General features: G+C 57.1%; 17 protein-coding genes. 7 read left to right on the forward strand and 10 right to left on the reverse strand.

Annotated elements, in window-relative coordinates:
* Positions 1-20: 20 nt before the first annotated feature.
* The 4 genes from rpoD (at position 21) to AXK12_RS04725 (ending at position 4,511) form a co-directional block, all read left to right on the forward strand.
* Positions 21-1,880: an RNA polymerase sigma factor RpoD gene (gene rpoD, locus AXK12_RS09520; protein ID WP_082782654.1), complete on the forward strand. Its 1,860-nt coding sequence runs from the start codon at positions 21-23 to the stop codon at positions 1,878-1,880.
* 161 nt (positions 1,881-2,041) lie between these two features.
* Entirely contained in the window at positions 2,042-2,305 is a 264-nt protein-coding gene (locus tag AXK12_RS04715; RefSeq protein ID WP_068711964.1) for a Sec-independent protein translocase subunit TatA/TatB, read from the forward strand.
* 60 nt (positions 2,306-2,365) lie between these two features.
* Positions 2,366-3,973, forward strand: a complete 1,608-nt coding sequence (locus tag AXK12_RS04720) for a peptide ABC transporter substrate-binding protein (RefSeq protein WP_068711966.1) — start codon at positions 2,366-2,368, stop codon at positions 3,971-3,973.
* A gap of 43 nt (positions 3,974-4,016) precedes the next feature.
* Positions 4,017-4,511, forward strand: coding sequence for a hypothetical protein (locus AXK12_RS04725; RefSeq protein WP_068711968.1), 495 nt, complete (start codon positions 4,017-4,019; stop codon positions 4,509-4,511).
* Positions 4,512-4,653: 142 nt separating this feature from the next.
* Here AXK12_RS04725 and AXK12_RS04730 read toward each other — a convergent pair whose 3' ends face one another.
* The 8 genes from AXK12_RS04730 to rsmG all read right to left on the reverse strand — a co-directional run bounded on the left by AXK12_RS04730 (position 4,654) and on the right by rsmG (position 15,460).
* Positions 4,654-6,591, reverse strand: coding sequence for a glycoside hydrolase family 36 protein (locus AXK12_RS04730; RefSeq protein ID WP_068711970.1), 1,938 nt, complete (start codon positions 6,589-6,591; stop codon positions 4,654-4,656).
* 481 nt (positions 6,592-7,072) lie between these two features.
* On the reverse strand, positions 7,073-8,884 hold the full coding sequence (locus AXK12_RS04735) for a glycoside hydrolase family 36 protein (RefSeq protein WP_156468875.1): 1,812 nt from the start codon (positions 8,882-8,884) through the stop codon (positions 7,073-7,075).
* A gap of 588 nt (positions 8,885-9,472) precedes the next feature.
* Complete coding sequence (locus AXK12_RS04740) at positions 9,473-10,402, reverse strand: glycosyltransferase family 2 protein (RefSeq protein ID WP_068711974.1); 930 nt, start codon at positions 10,400-10,402, stop codon at positions 9,473-9,475.
* A gap of 9 nt (positions 10,403-10,411) precedes the next feature.
* The gene (locus tag AXK12_RS04745; protein WP_068711976.1) at positions 10,412-11,314 is read right to left on the reverse strand and encodes a transketolase family protein; all 903 of its coding nucleotides are present in this window, start codon (positions 11,312-11,314) and stop codon (positions 10,412-10,414) included.
* Complete coding sequence (locus tag AXK12_RS04750; protein ID WP_068711978.1) at positions 11,311-12,135, reverse strand: transketolase; 825 nt, start codon at positions 12,133-12,135, stop codon at positions 11,311-11,313. Before AXK12_RS04750 ends, AXK12_RS04745 begins: the two co-directional genes overlap by 4 nt.
* 182 nt (positions 12,136-12,317) lie before the next feature.
* Complete coding sequence (gene rfbG / locus AXK12_RS04755) at positions 12,318-13,385, reverse strand: CDP-glucose 4,6-dehydratase (protein ID WP_068711980.1); 1,068 nt, start codon at positions 13,383-13,385, stop codon at positions 12,318-12,320.
* Between the two features lie 494 nt (positions 13,386-13,879).
* Positions 13,880-14,653, reverse strand: coding sequence for a glucose-1-phosphate cytidylyltransferase (rfbF, locus tag AXK12_RS04760; protein ID WP_068711982.1), 774 nt, complete (start codon positions 14,651-14,653; stop codon positions 13,880-13,882).
* A gap of 93 nt (positions 14,654-14,746) precedes the next feature.
* Positions 14,747-15,460 (reverse strand): 16S rRNA (guanine(527)-N(7))-methyltransferase RsmG, encoded by a 714-nt coding sequence (gene rsmG, locus AXK12_RS04765; protein ID WP_068711985.1) that lies wholly within the window; start codon positions 15,458-15,460, stop codon positions 14,747-14,749.
* A gap of 89 nt (positions 15,461-15,549) precedes the next feature.
* On the opposite strand from rsmG, the gene AXK12_RS04770 reads away from it, so the two are divergent.
* Both AXK12_RS04770 and AXK12_RS04775 read left to right on the forward strand, forming a co-directional pair.
* Positions 15,550-17,100: a CobW family GTP-binding protein gene (locus AXK12_RS04770; RefSeq protein ID WP_068711986.1), complete on the forward strand. Its 1,551-nt coding sequence runs from the start codon at positions 15,550-15,552 to the stop codon at positions 17,098-17,100.
* A 234-nt stretch (positions 17,101-17,334) separates the two neighbouring features.
* On the forward strand, positions 17,335-18,597 hold the full coding sequence (locus AXK12_RS04775) for an MFS transporter (RefSeq protein ID WP_068711987.1): 1,263 nt from the start codon (positions 17,335-17,337) through the stop codon (positions 18,595-18,597).
* Between the two features lie 3 nt (positions 18,598-18,600).
* On the opposite strand, the gene AXK12_RS04780 is transcribed toward AXK12_RS04775, so the two are convergent.
* Positions 18,601-19,299, reverse strand: a complete 699-nt coding sequence (locus tag AXK12_RS04780; protein ID WP_068712024.1) for a 3'-5' exonuclease — start codon at positions 19,297-19,299, stop codon at positions 18,601-18,603.
* Positions 19,300-19,377: 78 nt separating this feature from the next.
* On the opposite strand from AXK12_RS04780, the gene hisN reads away from it, so the two are divergent.
* Positions 19,378-20,160, forward strand: a complete 783-nt coding sequence (gene hisN, locus AXK12_RS04785; protein WP_068711988.1) for a histidinol-phosphatase — start codon at positions 19,378-19,380, stop codon at positions 20,158-20,160.
* 394 nt (positions 20,161-20,554) lie between these two features.
* Here the strand turns inward: hisN and rny are convergent, their stop codons facing one another.
* On the reverse strand, positions 20,555-22,135 hold the full coding sequence (rny, locus tag AXK12_RS04790; protein WP_082782656.1) for a ribonuclease Y: 1,581 nt from the start codon (positions 22,133-22,135) through the stop codon (positions 20,555-20,557).
* Positions 22,136-22,282 lie beyond the last annotated feature (147 nt).

The raw sequence follows: 22,282 nt of genomic DNA on the forward strand, positions 1-22,282 counted from the left end.
TCCCTTTTTCCCAAACACACATGCCTCGTAAGACCAAGTCCTCCAAGTCTGCCAAAGCCGCTGCTGCGAACACCCACGCCGACGCCGTCGAGTCCGCTATCGAGACCGCCGAAGCCGCCGCCAGCACCGGCGCAGTAGCCAACTCCGCCGACCTCGCCGCCACCGGCATCAACGAGAAAATCCGCCAGCTCATCCGCCTCTCCAAAGAGCAAGGCTATCTCACCTTCGACGACATCAACGAGGCACTCCCCGAGTCGGTCGAAAATCAGGAAGAGATCGATAACATCCTCTCGATTCTCCAGAACCTCGAAATCGAGATCCTCGAGCCCGACCAAGTCGAGGAATACAAACAACGCATGGAAGAGGCCGAGGAGGAGGAAAGCCGCTCCTCCCAAAACGACATCCTCGACGACCCCGTGCGCATGTACCTGAAGCAGATGGGCCAAGTCCCCCTGCTCACCCGCGAACAAGAAGTCGAAATCTCCAAACGCATCGAGACCGCCGAACTCAAAGCCCAAGAAGCCCTCTTCCAAGCCACCGTCATCGGCGCACACATCGCCAACCTCGGCCAACGCCTCATCAACCGCGAAGAACGCTTCGATCGCATCGTCATCGATAAAAAAATCGAAAGCCGCGAAGCCTACTTCAAAAACCTCCCCAAACTCGTCGAGGCCACCGAGAAAGCCGAAAAGGGCGTCGCTGCCGCGTGGGACGAGTACCTAAAAGCGCGCACTGATGCCGACCGCAAACGCATCCTCACCAAACTCCACAAACGCGAAGCCCTGCTCCGCCCCTGTTTCGGCAAATTCTTCTTCAAGCTCAAAGTCTACGAAGAGTATTTAGAGCAACTCAGCCCCACTCTCGAAACCATTGAGCTGCTCCTCGCCCAACTCGAACGCGCCAAAAAACCCAAGACCAAGAAAGACGCCGCGATCGACACCAAGGCCATTAAAGCCCAGCTAAAAGAAATCGCCGCCGCCCAGCGCATCGAGCCCGAAGAACTCCTCAAAGTCATCGCGCAAACCCGCGTCCACGTCCGCGAAGCCCACCAAGCCAAGACAGAAATGGTCGAGGCCAACCTGCGCCTCGTCATCTCCATTGCCAAAAAATACACCAACCGCGGCCTCTCCTTCCTCGACCTCATCCAAGAAGGCAACATGGGCCTCATGAAAGCGGTGGAGAAATTCGAATACCGACGCGGCTACAAATTCTCCACCTACGCCACTTGGTGGATTCGCCAAGCCATCACCCGCTCCATCGCCGACCAAGCCCGCACCATCCGCATCCCGGTCCACATGATCGAGACCCTTAACAAGGTCATGCAGGTGCAAAAACAACTCCTCCAAGAATTCGGCCAAGAGCCCACCCCCGAGGAAGTCGCCGACGAGATGAACCTGCCCGTCGACCGCGTGCAGCAAATCATGAAGATGGCGCGCCAACCCATCTCGCTCCAATCCCCCGTAGGCGATGGCGACGACACCAGCTTCGGCGACTTCATCGAAGACAAGTCCGCCGAAAACCCCTACGACATGACCGCCTTCTCGCTCCTGCGCGAAAAGATCGTCGACGTCCTCGACTCGCTCACCGAACGCGAACGCCGCGTCCTCTCCCTACGCTTCGGCCTCGCCGATGGCTACAGCCGCACCCTCGAAGAAGTCGGCAAACAATTCAAAGTCACCCGCGAACGCATCCGCCAAATCGAAGCCAAGGCACTGCGCAAAATGCGCCACCCCACCCGCATTCGCCAGCTCCACGGCTTCTTCAACGCCGAGCAAGTCGACAACGCCCAAAACCTCATGAAAGCCGCCGCCGAAGCCAAATCCTCCGGCGTCAGCCTTGGAACCGGCCTCAAGACCATCTCGCCCTTCTCACGCCGCTGATTGCAGTAACCCGCTTGGGCGCGCCGAAAAATTCACCGCGTTCACACAGCGCACGGCGCACTCATCGAGTCGAACGCACAGCCGCGCACTGACGCCTAAAAAACGCACAGGCCTTAAGCTTTCTTTACTAAAAACGCCCAAGCCACAGACTCCCTCCCCTCATGGAAACCCTCGTCACTGCCGCCACAACGCCGCCCTTCGCGCCCCTCGCAGTCTTCGGAATCGGCGTCCCCGAACTCCTCCTCATCTTCGGCGTACTCATCCTCCTCTTTGGCGCGACGAAACTCCCCTCGCTCGCGAAGGGCTTAGGCCAATCCATCAAAGAATTCAAAAAAGCCACCCAAGACGACGAGACGCCTCCAGCCCCGAAGTCCGAGCAAAAACCAACCGCCACACCCAAAGACGACAGCAATTCGGCCGCTTAAGAGTGGCGCGAGTCGCTGTGCGTACCGCTCATCCCCAATACCCCACCCCGCCCGCAACCCATGTCGGACTGCGCTCGAAGCGCTAAGCGGTTCCGTGCGTGGGCCTCACTGCTCGCCCTATTGGGCCTCGTCGGCTGTAAACCACGCGAGACCGCAGTCGAGATCGCCACTCGCTCCGGCACGCTCCTGCTCGGCAATGCTGCCGAGCCCAGCGACCTTGACCCGCACCTCGCCTCAACACTCACAGGGCAAGTAATCATCAACAGCCTTTTTGAGGGACTCACCGTGCTCGACGAGGCGAGCATGAGCCCCCTGCCCGCTGCGGCCGAGTCGTGGGAAGTCTCTCCCGATGGGCTCACTTGGACTTTTCAGCTCCGGCCCGGCCTGCACTGGTCAAACGGCGACTCACTCACTGCCGCCGACTTCGTCCGCTCGTGGCAACGCGCCCTCACTCCGGCCCTCGCCGCCTATAACGCGTGGTATCTCTTCGTCCTCAAAAATGCAGCCGCCTATAACGCAGGCGAACTCGATAACCCCGACGAAATCGGCGCGAGTGCCCCCGATGCGCTCACCCTGATCCTCACGCTCGAACACCCCGCCCCCTACCTCCCCGCACTCCTCTCGCTCCCCGCTTGGTTTCCGCTCCACTCGGGTAATTTAGAAAAGTTTGGCGCACTCACGCAGCGAGGCCGCCCGTGGACGCGGCCCGGCGAACTCGTCAGCAACGGCCCCTACACCCTCGCCGCTTGGGAGCCCAACGCCCGCATCGTTTTAGAAAAAAACCCGCAACACCGCGACGCCTCCCAAACACAAATCGAGCGCATCGTCTTCCTACCAATCGAAAACGCTGACGACGAAGAGCGCGCCTACCGCGCCGGCCAACTCCACGCGACCTTTACTCTCCCCGTCACGAAAGTCGCCACTTGGCAAAAAAACGCCTCCTCCGAACTCCACATCGACCCAATCCTGCAAAGCTACTTCCTGCGCATCAACGCTGCAGCCCACCCCGCGCTTGCTGATGCCTCCACACGCCGCGCGCTCTCGCGCTCAATCGACCGCGACCTTCTCGCACGCAGCGTCCTCCAAGCCAGTCGCTCCCCCGCCACCTCGCTCGTCCCGCCAATCGACGATTACCGCCCCGCCACTATCCAGTCCGAAGTAGCGGCTCATGAAAATAGGAGTGGTAGCCTACCTCCCAAGCTCGAACTCATCGTCCGCAACGATGCACTCATGCCGCGTGTTGCCGAAGCCCTGCAAGCCATGTGGAAAACCCAACTCGGTATCGAGGTTTCCATTACCCAGCTCGAACAAAAAACCTGGGTTCAACGCCAACAGACAGGCGACTACCAACTCTGCCTCTCTGCGTGGACCGCCGACTACCCCGACCCGCTCAGCTTTCTCGAGCTGTTCCTTAGCGACAGTCCCTACAACTGGACCGGCTGGGCCAGCCGCGACTACGACACGCTCCTCACCCGCGCTGCACACACGAGCAACCCCACCGCACGCTTCACGCTCCTTCGCGAAGCCGAAACCCTCCTCCTCGAGGAAGCCCCCATCGCTCCGCTCTACTTCGGCGCAGAAACCCGCCTCGTCCACCCCAGCATTAGAAACTGGACACCCGCGCCACTCGGCTTTCGCCGCTTCCAATTACTCCAGTTTGCCGACTAGCTCGGACTAGCCAAAGCCTCGCCCGTCCGCCCTGCACACCACCATGCGCCGCATCACCACGCTCCTCGCCTCGCTCCTCCTCGCTCTCTCCGCGCCAGCGACGGAAAGCACGGTAAGCCTAGTCCGGATTTGGCCGAGCTGGCGCAGTGCCGATTCCTTTTTGCGCATCAGCGAATATTTCGGCGGCAGCGAAGCCCGCAGCGCTCAGACAATCCTCCGCAGCCAAACGAGCGAGCGCGCCGGCTTCTATTTCCTGACTCGCATCAAAAACTCGGCCTCCCCCCTGACCGACGCCCACTTTGAGCTCCAAGTCATCCGGCCCGACTCGCCGCACGCCGTGACCTACACGTTTCCCGCGACCATCCCCACCGGCAGCCACGTCTACCTGCTCGGACTCACCGGCAGCGATTGGCTAGGCTTCGACGGCAAAGCTGCCGAAGACACCCACCCCGTGTCGTGGCGACTCCGACTCCTTGATTCGCAAGCTCGAGAACTCCTGCACCGCGAAAGCTACCTCTGGGCCAACCCGCAAGAATAGCCGTGTGAGAACAAAGCCATAGCGCTCTGACATACAGCTCTACCTGTGGCCGCAAAAGACGCCCCCTCCAAGTTGACCGTTTTCCTCTAAAAGAGGTTTTCCTGGCCTCATTAGCAGGGGGCGACTTGCGACATTCTACCTGCTATCCGTCAACGCGCTGGTACTCGACCAGCACGCTGCTGCGTGTTTGGGCAATGGTCACGACCATCTCCTTGAGTGCCGCTCCGGAGAGCTGGGTTGCGGGCGACTGACGGTAGTCGTCCCACCGAATCACCTGATAGGTGGCGTTGGCATCAATATGCTCCGGGTGCAGGGTGACGGAATCCGTGTCCGCCCCCGGTCCCCGCAACGCGACGATGATTCCGCTCGAATCAGAATGGCGATGATGCTGGTAGGCCGTCCAAGCCTCCTTCTCCAAGTCCGGCGCGATCAGGCCGATCCGCTCTTCGGCCACGAAAGACCGAAGGCGCTTCATTTCGGAAACTGCCGCGATAGCATCGGCATACTCGGGATCTTGATCGTTTTCTGGCAGCACGCGGTAGGCCATGAATCCCGCACAGAGAGCGCCGCGGATGGCATAGGCATCAAAGGTGGCGTTCAGTCCCGAATGGACCACAAGCCAGTGTCCAAGCCCCCAGCATTGGATCTGGTTGACGATATCCATCTCGGAGGCCCCTTCTTCGCCCACGTCAACTGCATCACTACGCGTGAGCATCACCGCGCGGCGCAGGGTTTCCAAGTCAATCCTGCGTCCACCCGAGGCGCAATTGTCGATCATTATGCCGGGGTGCGCAGCCCGTATCCGGTCCCATAGTGCGTAAAGCCCTTCGACATGTCGAATCTCCGTTATCCCTACCCGATCAGGAGCATCAGCAGCGTACCAAGCTTCAAGCGGAGCCATGTTGAAGTCCTGGCGATAAATGTCCGCGTTAAACTCGGTGATTAGAGAGGAGATCTTCTCAAAGGCCAGATCGACCGCGCGCGGATCGCCGAGGTTCAGAAGGATGCCTCTTCGCGTATACGGATCAGGGCTGTTTGGGTCGGGATAGCTGAGGAACAACTCAGGGTGGGTACGCGGCCATTCGGTGTTCGGTCTAGCCCGCTCCGGATCCATCCAGATGATGAACTTCATCCCGAGCTCATGCGCACGGTCACTGATCGGGCGCAGCCCACGCGGGAAATCGCTGCGCCGGATATTCCAATTGCCCACCTCATTATCCCAGTCGGTCGTGTTCCCATACCAACAGGCATCCACCCAATGCGCTTCAAAACCCAGTGCGGCAGCACGCTCCATCGCTTCGATCTCAATCTGTTCGCTGACAACCCGGGTCACATGGTACTGATGCATCGTTCCGTGTGAGATTAAATTGAAGATATTCCCATCCGGCCCCCTTGGCACGACGTGCTTCATCAAGTGCGCACGTACTAGACGACGAGCTTGGTCGGCGGTCGCCTCGGGTGCCTGCGCCAACAGGATCGAAGGCAGCCTCACCGACTCCCCGGGTCGCAGCACGAACCCGACCTGCGGCAACCCGATTTCAATCTCAAGGGTTCCGGAAGCATGACGCAGCGTGGCATCCCAGCGCCCGCTCCAGCCAATACCGATAGCCAAGGAGTCATGCCTGTCTGTCAGCGCGAAGAAGGGGAAAATCCCGTCTGATGAGCGCCCGCCATTCGGCATCAGTGTAATGGTGTCAATATCGAGCTCTGTACGGTCGAGAAAGTCATCAAGACGTGCTTCCGAGCCTTTGTTTCCGTAAAAATCCACCGGGCCACGCGTCGGCCATGATGCCGCGAGCGAGCGCACCCCGGTCACCCGCTCCGAGGGTTTTGCGCTGTTATTGATGAGCGTGGGGATCCACTCCGTAACCGCACCAATCGTTCGCCACTGCGCACGGATTTGCAGTTCCGGGGCTGTAGTGGACTGGAACACCCGCACCGTCCACCCTGCCTCCTGGGACGGCTCTTCTGCGATGGCAACAAAGTCATCAAGCGTCTTACCGCCGACGATCAAGCGCCCCGGCCATCGCTTATCAGGCAGGGCAGCGAAATCTAACGTTTTCTCGGTTTTGGAGGACATAGCTACAGTATTTTAGGGGTTGGAGGTGAAGCACTTCACCGCCAAAAGGCGGCGAATGAAAAATCGCGGAGTCTAAGTTAGCCTAGGGGAGCTGGAAAAGCCTAGCTGTGTGTCATTAGATTGGAGTCCCACAAGAGTAAAATCCAGGGGGCCGCCAACACCTAATCTTGGTCTCTTAGCCTTTTCCGTTCGGCAACCAATATGCTGGATATTCAGCACAATACGGCGGCGCTGTTCTATAAAAAAGCCCGACAGGTAATTACCTATCATTTGCAACAGGAGAGCAGCGAAATGTTTGAAGATTGTATTAAATGGGATGAAAGCGATTTTTGGAGAAAAACGTAAAGGTAAGCGCGCTCGCGGAGCGGCAGGCCCCCGCCAGCTTTTTCACAATCTCCCTAAAATATTTCTTCCAAGCAGAACGCTTTCTGTCTCCGCCTACAGTATATACTGCAGGGGGCGACTTGCGACACTCTACCTACTATCCGGAAACCCGATGATATTCAACCAGCACGCTGCTGCGTCTCTGGGCGATGGTCATAGCCAGTTCTTTAAGTGCCGCGCCGGAGATCCGGGTTGCGGGCAACTGACGGTAGTCATTCCATTTTGTCACCTGATACGTGCCCCCGACATCAATATACTCCGGGTGCAGGGTGACGGAATCTGCATTCGCCTCCGGCCCGCGCAAGGCCACGATAATCCCGCTTGCGTCGGAATGACGATGGTGCTGGAACGCCGCCAAGGCTTCTTTGTCCAAATCCGGCGCGATCAGGCCAATGCGTTCCTCATCCATGAAAGGCCGCAGACGCTTGAGCTCGGCCAACGTCGCAATAAGATCGGCATATTCGGGATCTTGCTCGTTTTCCGGCAGATCGCGGTAGGCCATGAACCCCGTGCACAGTGCACTGCGGGTGGCGTAGGCATCAAAGGCATTGTTCAGCCCGGCATGGTCTGCGAGCCATTGCCCAAGCCCCCAGCATTGGATCTGGTTGACTATATTCACTTTATCGCCCGCTTTGCCGCCCTCGTCGTCCACGTCCACGATATCACTGCGCGTAAGCACCGTCGCACGGCGCAAAGTTTCCAGATCAATCCTGCGCCCGCCGCCTGCGCAATTGTCGATCAGAATGCCAGGATGAGCGGCACGTATTCGATCCCACAGCGCGTAAAGCCCTTCGATATGCCGGATTTCCGTGATCCCCACCCGGTCAGGGGCATCCGCTGCGTACCAGGCATCGAGCGGATACCCGCTGAAGTCCTGGCGATAGATATCCGTATTGAATTCGGTGATTAGAGAGGAAACCGTCTCGAAAGCCAGATCCACCGCACGCGGGTCGCCAAGGTTCAGAAGCATGTCCCCCCTGTACCAAGGGTGCCGTTTATCATCATTAGGATAGTGAAGGAGGAGGTCCGGATAGGTGCGCGCCCATTCGGTGTCCGGTCGCACCCGTTCCGGCTCCATCCAGAAGATGAACTTCATGCCCAGTTCATGTGCACGATCACTGATCGGGCGCAGCCCACGCGGGAAATCGCTGCGCCGTGCGTACCAGTTGCCAACCTCCTTGGCCCAATCAGGCAAGTTCCCATACCAGCAGGCATCAACCCAGTAGGCTTCAATGCCCATTGCCGCCGCGCGCTCCAGTGCCTCAATCTCGCCTTGTTCATTGGCAATGCGGGTGACGTGAAACCGATACATCGTTCCATGTGAGGTAAAAAGAGGGCTTTTCCCGTCGGGCGCCTTCGGCCTGACATGGTGAGTCAGATGCGAGCGCACCACGCGGCGGGCCTGGTCGGCGCTCGCACCAGGTGCCCGCGCCAGCAGAACCGAAGGCAACCTCACCGATTCCTGCGGACGAAGTACGAATCCGACCTGTGGCAACCCGACTTCAACCTGCAAAGCCCCGGCTGCATGCCGCAGCTTGGCACACCAGCGCCCGCTCCAGCCAATACCGATGGCAAAGGCGTCATGCTGGTCGGTCAGGGCGAAGAAGGGAAAAATTCCATCTGACGAGCGTCCTCCGTGCGGTATCAGCTCAATTTCATCAATATCGAGTTCGATACGGTCTTCAAAGTCATGAATACTTTCATGCGAGCCGTTGTTTCCGTAAAAATCCACTGGACCTCGTGTCGGCCATGCTGTCGCGAGCGAGCGCACTTCGGTTACCCGCTCCGAGGATTTTGCGCTGTTATTGATGAGCGTGGGGATCCACTCCGTAACCGCACCAATCGTTCGCCACTGGGCGCGGATTTGCAGCGTTGCACTAAAACGGACTGGAACACCCGCACCGTCCACGAGGCATCCGAGGACGGCTCTTCTGCGATGGCAACAAAGTCATCAAGCGTCTTACCGCCGACGATCAAGCGCCCCGGCCATCGCTTATCAGGCAGGGCAGCAAAATCTAACGTTTTCCCGGTTTTGGAGGGCATAGCTACAGTATTTTAGGGGGGTGGAGGTGGAGCACTTCACCGACAAAAGGCGGCGAACGAGAAATCGCGGAGTCTAAGTTAGCCTAGGGGAGGCGGAAAATCCTAGCTGTGTGTCATTAGGCTGGAATCGCACAATGGCAAAACCCAGGGAGACTCCTACACCTAATTTTGGTCTCTCAGTCTTTTCCGTTCGCCGTCCGTTAGTGCGCCCGAAATAAGGGCACAATCCATCGCAAATTAATCGGCGATCCCCACCAGTCGCCATCTTCCTAATCGAGGAAATCAATCCTCACTGAGTGCTCGCAGTGCAGCTCATAACGACCAGTTCTCATCCGAGGCCACAGCCAGACTGCGCTAACTCGCTCCAAGTCGATGCTAAAGCCCCACTGGATGAGTTTCCCATCGAGTTACATGATTTTAGGAAAAATCCATTTAGCTATTTGGAAGGGCACATTTAAAAATTGATGCGTTCGGCCTCAACTACGTGCGGCAAGTTTCTCACATGGGTTTGAATTGATCCAATATACTCGCCAAGAATTCCTAAAAAAACCATCTGAACGGAGGTAAAGAAAAAGAAACCGATAACAATCGGTGCAACCCCAAGTGCAAATGCATGCCAAAAAAAGAGTTTAGCCAGAAGGTAACCCAGTGCCGCGAGAAAACTGAGACAAGCCAGCGCAAATCCGAAAAATATCATCAATCGCAAGGGGATCTTAGAATGCTTCGTTATCCCTAACATCGCGAAGTCATACAAAGTATAGAAGTTATGACTCGTCACTCCCCTGGTGCGACGAGGCTGCTTAAAGGGAACAGTTGCGATCGGGTGGCTAACCTCGCAAACGAGCCCTCTGAAGTAAGGATAGGGGTCACTCAATCCTTTCAATATGGCGATCACCTCTTTATCGAAGAGACCACAGCCTGTCGCATTAGGAATCAAGGGCACTTCCGAAATTTTGCCGATTATTTTATAATAAACGCAGCGGATAAAATACATCACCGGCGACTCTTCGCTTTCAGGTTTAGTCGCCATAACCGTCTTAAAACCCTCCTCCCACTTTTTCACAAAATCCTCAATCATCTCAGGTGGATCTTGGAGGTCGGCCGCAATTAAAACAACCGCATCTCCAGTGGCTTGGAGCATAGCATGATAAGGCGAGCGAATGTGCCCAAAATTCCGCACGTTCACTATGATTTTTAAACTCTTATCCCCCGCTGCTCGCTTTCTCAAAACAGAAACGGTTTTGTCGGTTGAGCAATTGTCTATACAAATATGCTCGTAGTCATAGGGCAGATTTTTCATAACTGCCGCAACCCGATCACAAAGCTCGGTTACATTGTCCTCCTCATTAAACATGGGAGTAACGACAGTGATTTTCTTTTTCATAAAACGCTCCTAAATACGATCCAGTGTAAGGCCGGCCAGATTACGCAGATACTCTTGAGTTCCAGCCTTAGCGATAAAGCTATTGGGAATAGCCAAACGCCGCAGCTTAGGCATATGAGGCAGTTGTCCACTCGAATATAAGTCCCCTAACGCCTCTAAGAGGGAGCTCCCAAACCCTCCATTTAGTTGATGCTCCTCAACAGTCACAATCTGATTAAACCGTTTAGCTAAATCCACTAACAGAGCACTATCGTAATTTCCGATGAAAGGAACACTTGCCAAGGCCCAGTCAGGATGGCTTCGAGTCAACTCTAGGCAAATAGAATGAGTAATCGCCCCAGTGGTTAAAACAAGCACCTCCTGCCCCTCCTTGACCCATAGCACCTTTCCGGGCAGAAACTCATGAGGAACACAACTGTGCACGTTAGGCTCTCCTGACTTATTAATGCGGACATACCCAGGCCCGTTTCTCCGAACCATAAAATCGGCGGCCAAGCGAGCTTCTATCGCATCCGCAGGTGAGCAAAGGAGCATTCCGGGAAGTGCACGCAGCATAGCAATATCCTCAGTCGTGTGGTGCGAGACCCCAAGTGCTCCATAAGCATAACCCGCTCCCACAGCAACAACCTTAACATTCGCCTTGTGATAGCACACATCATAACGAATCTGCTCTATGCAACGCAGCGTTGGGAAATTTCCTATCGAATAACAAAAAACATTGTAGCCCTCAGCAGATAGCCCAGAGGCTACCGCAATCATGTTTTGCTCTGCAACACCGACATTTAAAAAACGCTCGGGGAATTTTTCAGCAAAAGGCTCCAAAACCGAGTACCCGAGATCCCCACAGAGAAGGAAAACATCCTGATTTTCCTCGGCCAAATCGCACAAAGTGTTAATAAAGGTATTTCTCATAGTGTCCCTTTCAGCTCAGAGCACGCCTTCAAGAACTCGTTTTCTGACGGAGGGCGATAATGCCACTCTATCTTATTTTCCATAAAGCTTACGCCTTTACCCTTCACGGTATTCGCAATTACACATTTTGGTCGGCCGGAACGCTCCACTTTCAGACGCTCCAATGTTTCGTGAATCGAAAAAACAGAATGACCATCGATCACATCCACACTCCAGTTAAAGGCTCGAAACTTATCCACCAACGGCTCAAGAGTCATCACGTCCGAGACGTTTCCAAAACTCTGAATTTTGTTATAATCCACAATACATATTAAATTATCCAACTGGTGGTGGGCGGCGAATAAAATCGCTTCCCAGTTAGAGCCTTCGTCGAGTTCACCATCACTCACTATTGTGACGATGATATTGGATCGCGCTAAGCGTTTAGACGCTATCGCACTGCCGCAGGAAACTCCCAGCGCATGGCCGAGACTCCCTGTAGAAAGCTCGATTCCCGGCAAATGGTGATTCACATGCGAGGTAAAGTAGGCTCCATCCCTCGTAAATTTATCAAGGAGTTCTTCTCTATCAAAAAATGCTCTCAATGCTAGGGCAGCATACAACGCCACACACGCATGCCCCTTGCTATAATAAAGCCGATCACGCCCTGAGTCGCTTATTGTCTCAGGCGCAATATTGAGAGTTTTTCCGTAAAGAACAGCGAGGACATCCGCGATCGATAAAGCTCCTCCAATATGGGAACTTCGCTTTCTATAACACAGCTCCAGTGCGAGCAAGCGAATGTCATTTGCATAAGATAGTATATTAGATAGAACAGGCATTTAATTATCTCCGGCGCCAATTGAGGGTACGCTCAATAGCTTCTTTTAATGGGACTGTAATTGAAAGGTCTAGCTCGCGACGGGCCAAGGTGATTTCTAATTTAATTTCCAAGAAGGCAGTCATCACTCTTCTTTATTATATATTAATAATTAAAAAATAATTTATAGATAAGGCATGATAATCAAAGCTCCATGTAGCGTTGGATTTGCCTCAAGGTCAAATCGCATGCGCATCCGCCTTTTTCGAATTCCTTATTCCACTCCACAATATAATCAAGAGCCTGCGCCAGGCTTAGTTTTGGCTCCCAAGACAGGTAGCTTCGGGCTTTCGAAATATCTAACTTTAAAAAGTGGGCTTCGTGAGCGTGTGGCCCATTATCGATCGTCCAAGTCCCTCCCTCGCCCCAGAGATCAACGAGGTGAGTCACAATCCAAGAGACGGGCTTAGCATCGGCATCATTGGGGCCAAAGTTCCAAGCCTCGGAATACTTTGGGCCATCGGTATATAGTTTTTCGCTAAGCAGAAGGTAACCCCGAAGAGGCTCCAGAACATGCTGCCAAGGGCGTATAGAGTAAGGGCTCCGTATTAAAACAGGCTCTCCCAAACTGAAAGACTTAATGATATCGGGGACGAGCCGATCCATCGCCCAGTCACCGCCACCGATAACATTTCCCGCGCGCGCAGTCGCGACTGCGACTCCGTGCTCAGCGTAGTTACTCGGATTAAAGAAAGAGGCGCGATACGCAGCTGTCACCAACTCGGCACAGCCCTTGCTACTACTGTAGGGGTCGTAACCGCCCATTGCCTCGTTTTCTCGGTACCCCCAAGCCCATTCACGGTTCTCATAGCATTTATCCGTGGTGATATTCAAAACAGTGCGAATGCCCTTGGAGGCGCGCACTGCTTCAAAGAGATTTACCACTCCCATAACATTGGTCGAGTAGGTCTCGGAAGGATTCTTATACGACTCGCGGACAAGCGGCTGGGCCGCCATATGAATAACCACTTCCGCACGGCTAGAGGCTAGTGCTTCGCGCAAAGCAAGCGGATCACGGATATCGCCGATAATTGACCTCATCCCATCGGCCACTCGTGCCTGCTCAAAAAGCGATGGCGTGAAGGGCGGAGGCAGCGAAAAGCCGGTAAGCTCTGCGCTAAGACTTTGCAGCCAAAGAGACAGCCAGCTCCCCTTGAAGCCAGTATGACCGGTGAGAAAAACGCGCTTCCCGCGCCAGAAATCTAAATTCATTACGGGACTGTAGTAAAGCAGGGTTTACAGTTGGCACCAGTCACGCAGGATTTTGAGTTCCTTGTTTTGGCCATAGTTATTGTATATCATAGTGTTATGATAGTTCATTGCTGTTTTAGAATGAGTCATTCCACCTGAGATAGGCAGATGTAGTGCGCGTTCCCTTACGCCTTATTTATGACATTATTAATTTCCCCATTCCTCAAATAAGGGAAAACTGAAGAGGCGAAACTGTCTTAATGATCCCCTAGCTCATTTATAATATAAGACTAAGTAATTTACTAAAGCGATCTTGACTAATATGTATTTCACTTCTTCTCCCCATCGCTTGTTTGCTAGGGGAAAGCCCCCACCCGCGCTTTCTGACCTGCGATGAGTGCCGCCCGCTGCGGCCTTTTCCAAACCAGCCCCCCTAAACCCAGAGGATTATGCCCCCTAATAAATTAGGGGCTATACTAGATTAGCTGCTATGCTAGTCTAGTACAGCCTCTTCATTACCATACCTTCCACGGGGCTTTCCCTTCATTCCAAAGGGTTTCAAGAAGCGTTTTCTCACGCAAAGTATCCATCGGTTGCCAGAAGCCACGATGGGGATACGCAAAGAGTTTCCCTTGTTGAGCGAGTGCTTCCATGGGCCCGCGCTCCCAGACGCAGGCATCATCCTCAAGTAGTTCGAGCACTTTCGGAGATAGCACAAAAAAACCGCCGTTAATCGTTCGTTCTTCCTCTTTGGGCTTCTCCTTAAAGTGGCCGATTTGATGATTGGGTAAAATATCCAAAGCACCAAAGCGAGCCGGCGGATAGGTCGCGGTAAGGGTCGCCAAGCCGCCATGTGCCTTGTGGAAGGCGACAAGTTTATTTATATCAACATCACTTACGCCATCGCCATATGTAAAACAAAAGTCCTCGGTTTTATCTAAATACGGCTCTACGCGCTTTAGACGGCCACCCGTCATTGTTGACTCTCCGGTGTCCACTAAAGTAACGCGCCAAGGCTCTGCGTGCTCTTGATGTACTTCCATCTGATTCTCTTTCATATCGAAAGTAATATCAGACATATGAAGGAAGTAATTTGAGAAATATTCTTTTATTAAATACCCCTTGTAGCCGAGGCAGATTACGAAATCGTTCACCCCGTAGGCTGAGTAGATTTTCATAATATGCCAGAGGATCGGCCGCCCCCCAATTTCAATCATGGGTTTTGGCTTTAGATGGCTTTCCTCAGATATCCGAGTTCCGAATCCACCTGCGAGAATGACAGCTTTCATGTAGCAACGCGGAGGGAACGAAGGGCCGCCAGCTGCGTCAATCGGAGGAATTACTTACTCCGACACAGCGCCCAGACCCCAGGCGGTGCCAGCTCACCTCGCAAAGTGCAGGAGGAATTTTTCGGCGAAGAAGGGCCTAGGGATCCACTTGTCGAGCGGCCATAATGAGCTTGGTTGCCATGTCCCGCCTGCCAACTCTTCGCGCCAAAGTGTGCCTTTGAAGTAATACACACCACCGTTCGCGCTCGGCTCAGCCTCCGTGCGCGCGCGCGAATCCTTTTTTAACAGCGGACGCGCCCAGCCGAGAAAGGTCGGCAGAGCGGTAACAGCGCGGCCCGTCACGTAGTCAAATTTTTGGGAAATCGTCTCTGCCCGTTGTACACGAGCATCCACGTTTTTTAGCCCAAGCTCGCGGGCGATTTCCCCCACAGCGGCGATTTTTTTTCCCACCGAGTCCACGAGTGTAAACCGGCACTGCGGGTAACAAATCGCCAAAACGAGCCCGGGAAAGCCACCGCCGGTTCCCAGATCGGCAAAGCTCGCGCTCGGCGCACTGCCCCCCTCGCTCGCCACCGCGGGCGGCGGTCGCAACACCTTGGTCAGCGTGAGCGCGTGCAGGATGTGGTGTTCCTCGATGTGCGCAGCGTCCTTCCGCGAGATGAGGTTTATCCGTGTATTCCAATCGAGGATACAGCGGGCAAGCTCCACGAGTTGCCCGACAACGCCTTCGCCCAACTCAGGGAAATACTCCCGCACAAGCGGCAAATCGACCGGAAAAGGAATGGGCGCGGCGGCGGCAGGGTTCATCTTGCGCGGATTTAAGGACGGTCCCTGCGCACGCGTCGAAGCAGAATTGCAAAACACGCGCAGCCGCATTGCCTCTCGCATTTCTTACCATGCCCAACTCCTCGCCCACTAAGCCCACCGCCGCCGTTTCCGACAACCGCATCCCCGTCACCGTCCTCACGGGCTTTCTCGGCGCGGGCAAAACGACCTTGCTCAACCGCATCCTCAGTGAACAGCACGGCAAGAAAATCGCCGTCATCGAAAACGAGTTTGGCGAGGTGGGCGTCGATAACCAGCTCGTCATTCAGTCCGACGAGGAGATTTTCGAAATGAACAACGGCTGCATTTGCTGCACCGTGCGCGGCGACCTGATCCGCATCCTCGGACGGCTGCTCAAGCGCAAGGATCGGCTCGACGCCATTCTCATCGAGACCACCGGCATGGCCAACCCCGCACCCGTCGCGCAGACCTTTTTCACCGACGAGGAGATGCGCGAAAAATTCCGTATCGACGCTATTGTTACTGTCGTGGACGCCAAGCACATCCTCGAGCACCTCGGGCGCGAAGACGAAGCGCAAAGCCAAGTCGCCTTTGCCGATGTGATTTTGCTCAACAAGGCCGACCTCGTCGCCCCCGCCGAACTGGATGCGCTCGAAACACGACTGCGCAACATCAACGCCGTGGCCAAGCTTCACCGCACGCAAAACTGCGACTTGCCGCTCGCCCACGTCCTCAACGTCGGCGGCTTCAATCTCTCGCGCGCGACCGAGCTCGACCCGAAGTTTTTGGAAATCGAGTACCCCTTTGAGTGGGCCGGAGCCTACGCGCTTGAAGCGGGCACGCACGAACTCGTCGTCGGCCATTGCGAACACCATGACCACCACGACGCGGGACACGAGGCACACGAGCATGGCGACGCACATGCCCCCCATCACGACCACGCACACGGAGATCACCACCATCATCACCACGGCGACGAAAACGAGCTAGACCTGCTCGTGCTGCCGCTCGCAGCGGTCGCCGCACCGAACCAACGCGCCACCGATCACGCAGCGACTGCCGCCGCAATCGAAGTCGCCATCGCCAGCTTTTCGGATTGGGAAACCGTTTTAAAGGCAGGCGAAGCGATTCTCCCCGGCACCGCCCTTCAACGGCTCGCGCTCGACGATGGCCACGGCCACTTCCCGCTGAAAATCCCTAAGAGTGGGAACTACCTCGTCGTCGAGCAGCACGGCGAAATCCCGCTACACATTTACAAAACGGCCAACGCAAACGACGCCTCGGGGGGCACTGATCACGCCGCGCCTCGCGCGCTCGTCAAACCCGTGTGGAGCCAAGATTTTCACGCCGCACATACGCACAACGACGCAGTTAGCTCCGTCGGCATCACGGCGGTGGGCGATCTCGACGGCAAGCGACTCAACCAATGGGTCAGCGAGCTACTCCGCATCAAGGGCGGCGACATCTACCGAATGAAAGGCGTGCTCGCGGTGAAGGGCGCAGACAAGCGACTCGTCTTCCAAGGCGTGCATATGCTCTTCGACGCAAAGTTTGATCGAGCATGGGCAAGTGGCGAAGCCCGCCAAAACACGCTCGTCTTTATTGGCCGCAACCTCGACCGCGCTGCCCTCACCGCCGACTTCCACGCGTGTATGGTGTAGGTGGGGCCAGCAGCCCCAATCCATTCACGCTCGGGCGACGTGGCGCCATTAAACTGCATTGGCGCGCTCGGCGATGCGGCGCGGTGTTCTGCGCGACAAGCATTTGAGCCGCATTTTTGCGGTAAATAAGTAGTCCAGCGGAGAGCCGAGCGTAGTCTTTCGTAGATTTCCTTGCGTGCGCAAAACGTCGAGCAAGCGTGATCGTCAGAGCTGACACAGCTCCCTGCCCCTTAAATGAAAACCCTGTTGCGCGACTTTCGGATACGACGGCTGATTATCGCCAACATCTTAAGCTCGATGGGCGTGGGGATTACCCTCATCACCATCCCTTGGCTCATCGTCCAGCGCGAGGGCGGGGCCGAGCTCTACGGCTGGAACAATATCGCCGCGACCATCGTGCTGCTGATCTTCGCGCCCTATTATGGGAGCTGGCTCGATAAACACTCGCGCAAAACCGCACTCGTCGCGGGCGAAGCCTTTGGGGCGCTGACAGCCGCAGCGATGACTGCGTGGATCCTCGCCACCGGCGTCTCAGAAAACTGGCAACTGCTGCTGCTCTTCTTCTGCGGCGTGCTCTACTACTCGCTGCATTTCCCCGCGAAGTTTGCCTTCATCCAACAAGTCTTCGACCGACGGCATTACCAATCACTCCTCGGCCTCATGGAAGTGCAGGGGCAAATCGCCACGATGCTCGCCGGCGGACTGGCGAGCGTGCTGATCGACCGATTGCCCTTCGGCCTCATCCTGCTGTTCAACGCAGCGACCTACGCGGCGAGCTTCTTTATCCTGCGCACGCTGCCGTATCGCGCGACGCATTTGGCGGCGGACGATAGCGCAAATCACGACCACCCAGACCCAACTACGGCGGCCCCCACCCCGCCCGAGAGCCCAGTCATGTCGTTCATCACCGGGCTGCGCTGGATGATGGGCGAGCGGCTTGCGTTTAGCGTATTTCTCATCTGCACGCTCGCGCCGTTTATCGCCGTAATGGTCGGCGGCTACATGTTCCCCGTTTACGTGCAAACCGTGCTCGAAGCCTCCGCCAGCGTCTACGGGCGCGGCGAAGTCGCGCTCGCTATCGGCGCGATCTTGGCCGGACTCGCGCTGCCGCGACTCATCACAGGCCACAGCCAAGCCGGGTTAGCGATTGGACTCATGGGCCTCTTCCTCGCCGGACTCGGGCTCCTAAGCCTAGTCCCGGGAACGGGCGCCTTTTACGTCGCACTGCTAATGCTCGGGCTCGGCAACGCAGGTGCGCGAGTCGTGCGCGGCAGCGTCATGCTGCACTCCGTGCCCAACGCGCTCATGGGGCGCGTAAACGTCGTCATGGCGACAGCAGAGCGACTCATCCGCACGCTGCTCATGCTCGGCGCGATCGCCCTCATCTCGCGCGGACTCTCGCCCACCCTCGGCTTTGCAGGACTCATCCTCTTTATGCTGCTGTCGGTCGGGCTCGCTTGGGCCACACGCCGCGCCGTGAGTCCCGCGCAAAGTTAAGTCTCACAGAAAACTCGTCTGCTGGATCGCGTCTCGCTTCGCGCCATCGAGCGTCGAAAGCGCCAAGAGTTGCAGCGTCGAAAGCGCAGCGACTTGGGGCTCGTGCGCCAGCGCGCACAAAAGCAAGGCCCCGGCCAGCGCGTCGTAGGGCGCAGCGTGATACCGACAACGCTCGCTCGGGCAAAGCTGCGCCGCGAGCGCGTCGAGCTCCGCTTGCAGACCGCAACGGCTCACCAACTCGGCCAGCTTATACGACCCGAGCTGCGGATAGAGCTGCCGATAAAGCGCACCTGTATCCACCCACGGCCCCCACTCCGCGCACGCCCCGGCCGCCCCTGCCGCCCCGCCCGAGCCCACACCACCGCGCGTAAAATCCGGCGAAGCACGCGAGTAAGGCCACACCGACTTGAGCAAAGTGTTTTCCGTTCCGGCAAAATGCGCCGCGAGCGGGCCCGACTGCCGCCACGCCGCGAAACGCGCGAAATCCTCCGCCACCGGCGCAGCCCCCGCCAACTCGCCCTCCCCCAAGCCGTGCACCGCAATGTCTGCCTGGCGCAACCGCCCGCGCGGCGCGCAAAGCCGCGTGTGCAGCTCGCGCACTTCGCCCGCGATGAGCGTGACCACGCCATACTCCACGATCCCCGAAGCGAGGCTTCCCTCGAAGTCCACAAAGTGAATCGGCTGCGCAGTCCAGTTACTCATAAAAAAGGAAACGCGAGAGCAGATAGGGCAGGAATAGCGTTTGTCCACGCCCCAGAAACCCGCTTTGAGTCCCGCACTGTGGATTTAAGCGTTTATCGAAATTTTCTGGCTGAGCTCGCCTACGCGAGCGGCAAGTTCCTCAAACCCTACTTCGCGCGCGGACTCGCCAACGACCTCTCCGCACTCGCCGTTGAGCACAAAGCAGACCAAAGCCCCGTAACGGAAGCCGACCGCGACGCCGAAGCGCTCCTGCGCCAAAAAATCAAAACCCAATTCCCCGCGCACGGCATTATCGGCGAAGAACACGGCACCGAACGCGACGGCGCAGACTTCGTGTGGGTGCTCGACCCCATCGATGGGACGAAAAGTTTCATTAGCGGCGTGCCACTCTGGGGCACGCTCATCGCACTCCTGCACAACGGCGCGCCCATCCTCGGTGCCATTCACCAACCCACCCTCGGCCAACTCCTCATCGGCGACGGCCAAAGCGCCGAGCTCAATGGCCGCCGCGTCCGCACACGCACGACCACCACGCTAGCCGAGGCGACGCTGCTCACGAGCGACACCGTAAACCTCGACGCACGGATGGGAGCCGCGCGCGCCAGTGCCCTTTTGGGCCGTGCGCGAATCGCACGGACTTGGGGCGATTGCTACGGCTACCTCCTAGTCGCCACCGGCCAAGCCGACGCGATGCTCGACCCCATCATGAACCCTTGGGATATCGCTGCACTCGTGCCGATTATTCGCGGCGCAGGCGGCGTAATCAGCGACTGGACCGGCGGCGCCGCCCACCGCGCAGACACCACCGTCGCAGCAGCCACCGCCGAACTCCACGCCACGCTGCTCACCGCGCTTTCCTAACTACAGACCACCAGTGAGCGGCACTTTTCCACTACGCATGGGGCGGCAGGCTGTGCCTGCACCCGTTTACCGAACGCTTGGCTGCCGTGCTTATGCACGGCAGCCAAGCGTTCGGTAGAAAGGATCCCAAACTTGGAGGCGGGAGTTTACTGGTGATTTTTCCCACCTCGCCCAAACGGGTTATCACTCTACTTTTCCCTTTTACTATTCTCCCTGTCGCAACGCGACAGGGGGAGTGCTTTCAAATTTGGGATTTCGCTTTCGCGCGATAGCGCGTTGCGAAATCCCAAATTGAATGGGCGGCGGGCCAACGAGCCCGCCGCCAAATAAAACAGCCTGCGGCTGCGCCCCACGCGTAGTGGAGGCTCAGAGAGAACGGTCACTGACCGCCGCCTCACTCAGCGGTTTCGGTGAAGCGTTTCTCGCGGATGACTGTGATTTTAATCGTGCTCGGGTAGTCCAGCTCGGTCTCCACTTTTTGGCGCAACTCGCGGGCGATTTCGCGCGCGCGGTCGTCGTCCACTGCGTCGGGCGAAACCACAACGCGGATTTCGCGCCCGGCTTGAATCGCAAAGGATTGCTGCACGCCGTCGATCGCGTTCGCCAGTGCCTCCAGTCGTTCTAGGCGCTGGATGTAGTTGGTTACACTTTCGGCGCGCGCACCGGGCCGCACCGCCGAGATGGTATCCGCTAGAATAACGATGCCCGCGTAAATGGTCTCGGGCTTGACCTCCTCGTGGTGCGCCTCGACGGCGTTCACGACGATGGGCGTCTCGCCGTAGCGTTTGATAAAGGCTGCGCCGACTCGCGCGTGGCTGCCTTCGTAACCGGCGGGCGCGGCTTTACCGATGTCGTGGAGGAGCGCGGCGCGTTTGGCGACATTGGCATCGAGGCCGAGCTCGCTCGCAATCATTGAGGCGAGGTAGGCGCACTCGATTAGGTGGTCGAGGACGTTTTGGTTGTAGGCGAAGCGATACTTGAGCTTGCCGAGCAGGCTAATGACCTCGGGGTGCAAGCCGTTGATGCTGAGGCGCGTAACCGCCTCCTCGCCGGCGAGGTCGGCACTGGAGTCGATTTCGCTCTGGGCGGTTTTTACAAATTCCTCAATGGTCGCGGGGTGGATGCGACCGTCCTTGACGAGGGCTTCGAGCGCGAGGCGGGCGACTTCGCGGCGCACCGGGTCGAAGGAGGAGATGAGGACGGTTTGCGGGGTCTCGTCGATTAGCAGCGTAACGCCAGTGGCGGCCTCGAAAGTCTTAATATTGCGGCCTTCGCGACCAATGATGCGGCCCTTCATCTCCTCGCTGGGAAGCTGAACGATGGTCGCGGAGAGGTCGTGGCTTTGGCGAACGGCGATCCGCTGCATGACGGTCACGAGTTTGTCGCGCGCCTGCATTTCGAGCTCTTGCTCGGAGCGCTCCATGATCTCGCGGCGCAGCTGGCGGAGCTCGTCTTGGCATTCGAGGATGACTTCCTCGCGCAGCGCACGCTTCATCGCCTCGGTGTCCATCTTGGAGATGCCTTCGAGGCGTTCGCGGACGTTGGCAGAGAGCGCAGTGATGGTTTCGCGGGTCTGGCGAACGGCGGCGAGCTCACGGTTGAGCCGCTCGGTGCGTTGTTCGAGTTGGTGGTCGAGTAGCGCGAGCGATTCTTCGTGGGCGCGAATCTCGCGCAGCCGCACCTCGGCATCCACCTCTTTGGCGGCAAACTCCTCGACTAGGGCAGCGCGTTTTTTACGAATGCGCTCGGCGGCCTTTTGGCGGACTTCTTCGGCAGCGACGGCGGCTTCGCGTTTGGCAACCTGTAGAATCGTCTCCGCACTTTTGCGCGCTTCGCGGCGAATCGAGCGGGTGACCGCCCAAATCGACCAAAAGCCGATGCCCATGCCGACGAGGACGTAGACCGCCAAGCTCCAGTCGAGCCGCATAGCGGCGGCCAAGAAGACTAAGGTTAGGCTGATGGAAAGCGCGGGCATTATTAGGCGTAGCGAGCGAATCTAGGCCGTTATGACAGCGATTCGAGTCAATTATTGGGAACCTCTTCAAAACACCCCCCAATACTCCGCAGGTCTCGCAGCCCACTCCTTTTCCACTCCGCGTGGAGCGGCAGGCTGTGCCTGCAC

Origin of the sequence: Cephaloticoccus capnophilus (assembly GCF_001580045.1) — a bacterium.
Classification (GTDB): Bacteria; Verrucomicrobiota; Verrucomicrobiia; order Opitutales; family Opitutaceae; genus Cephaloticoccus; species Cephaloticoccus capnophilus.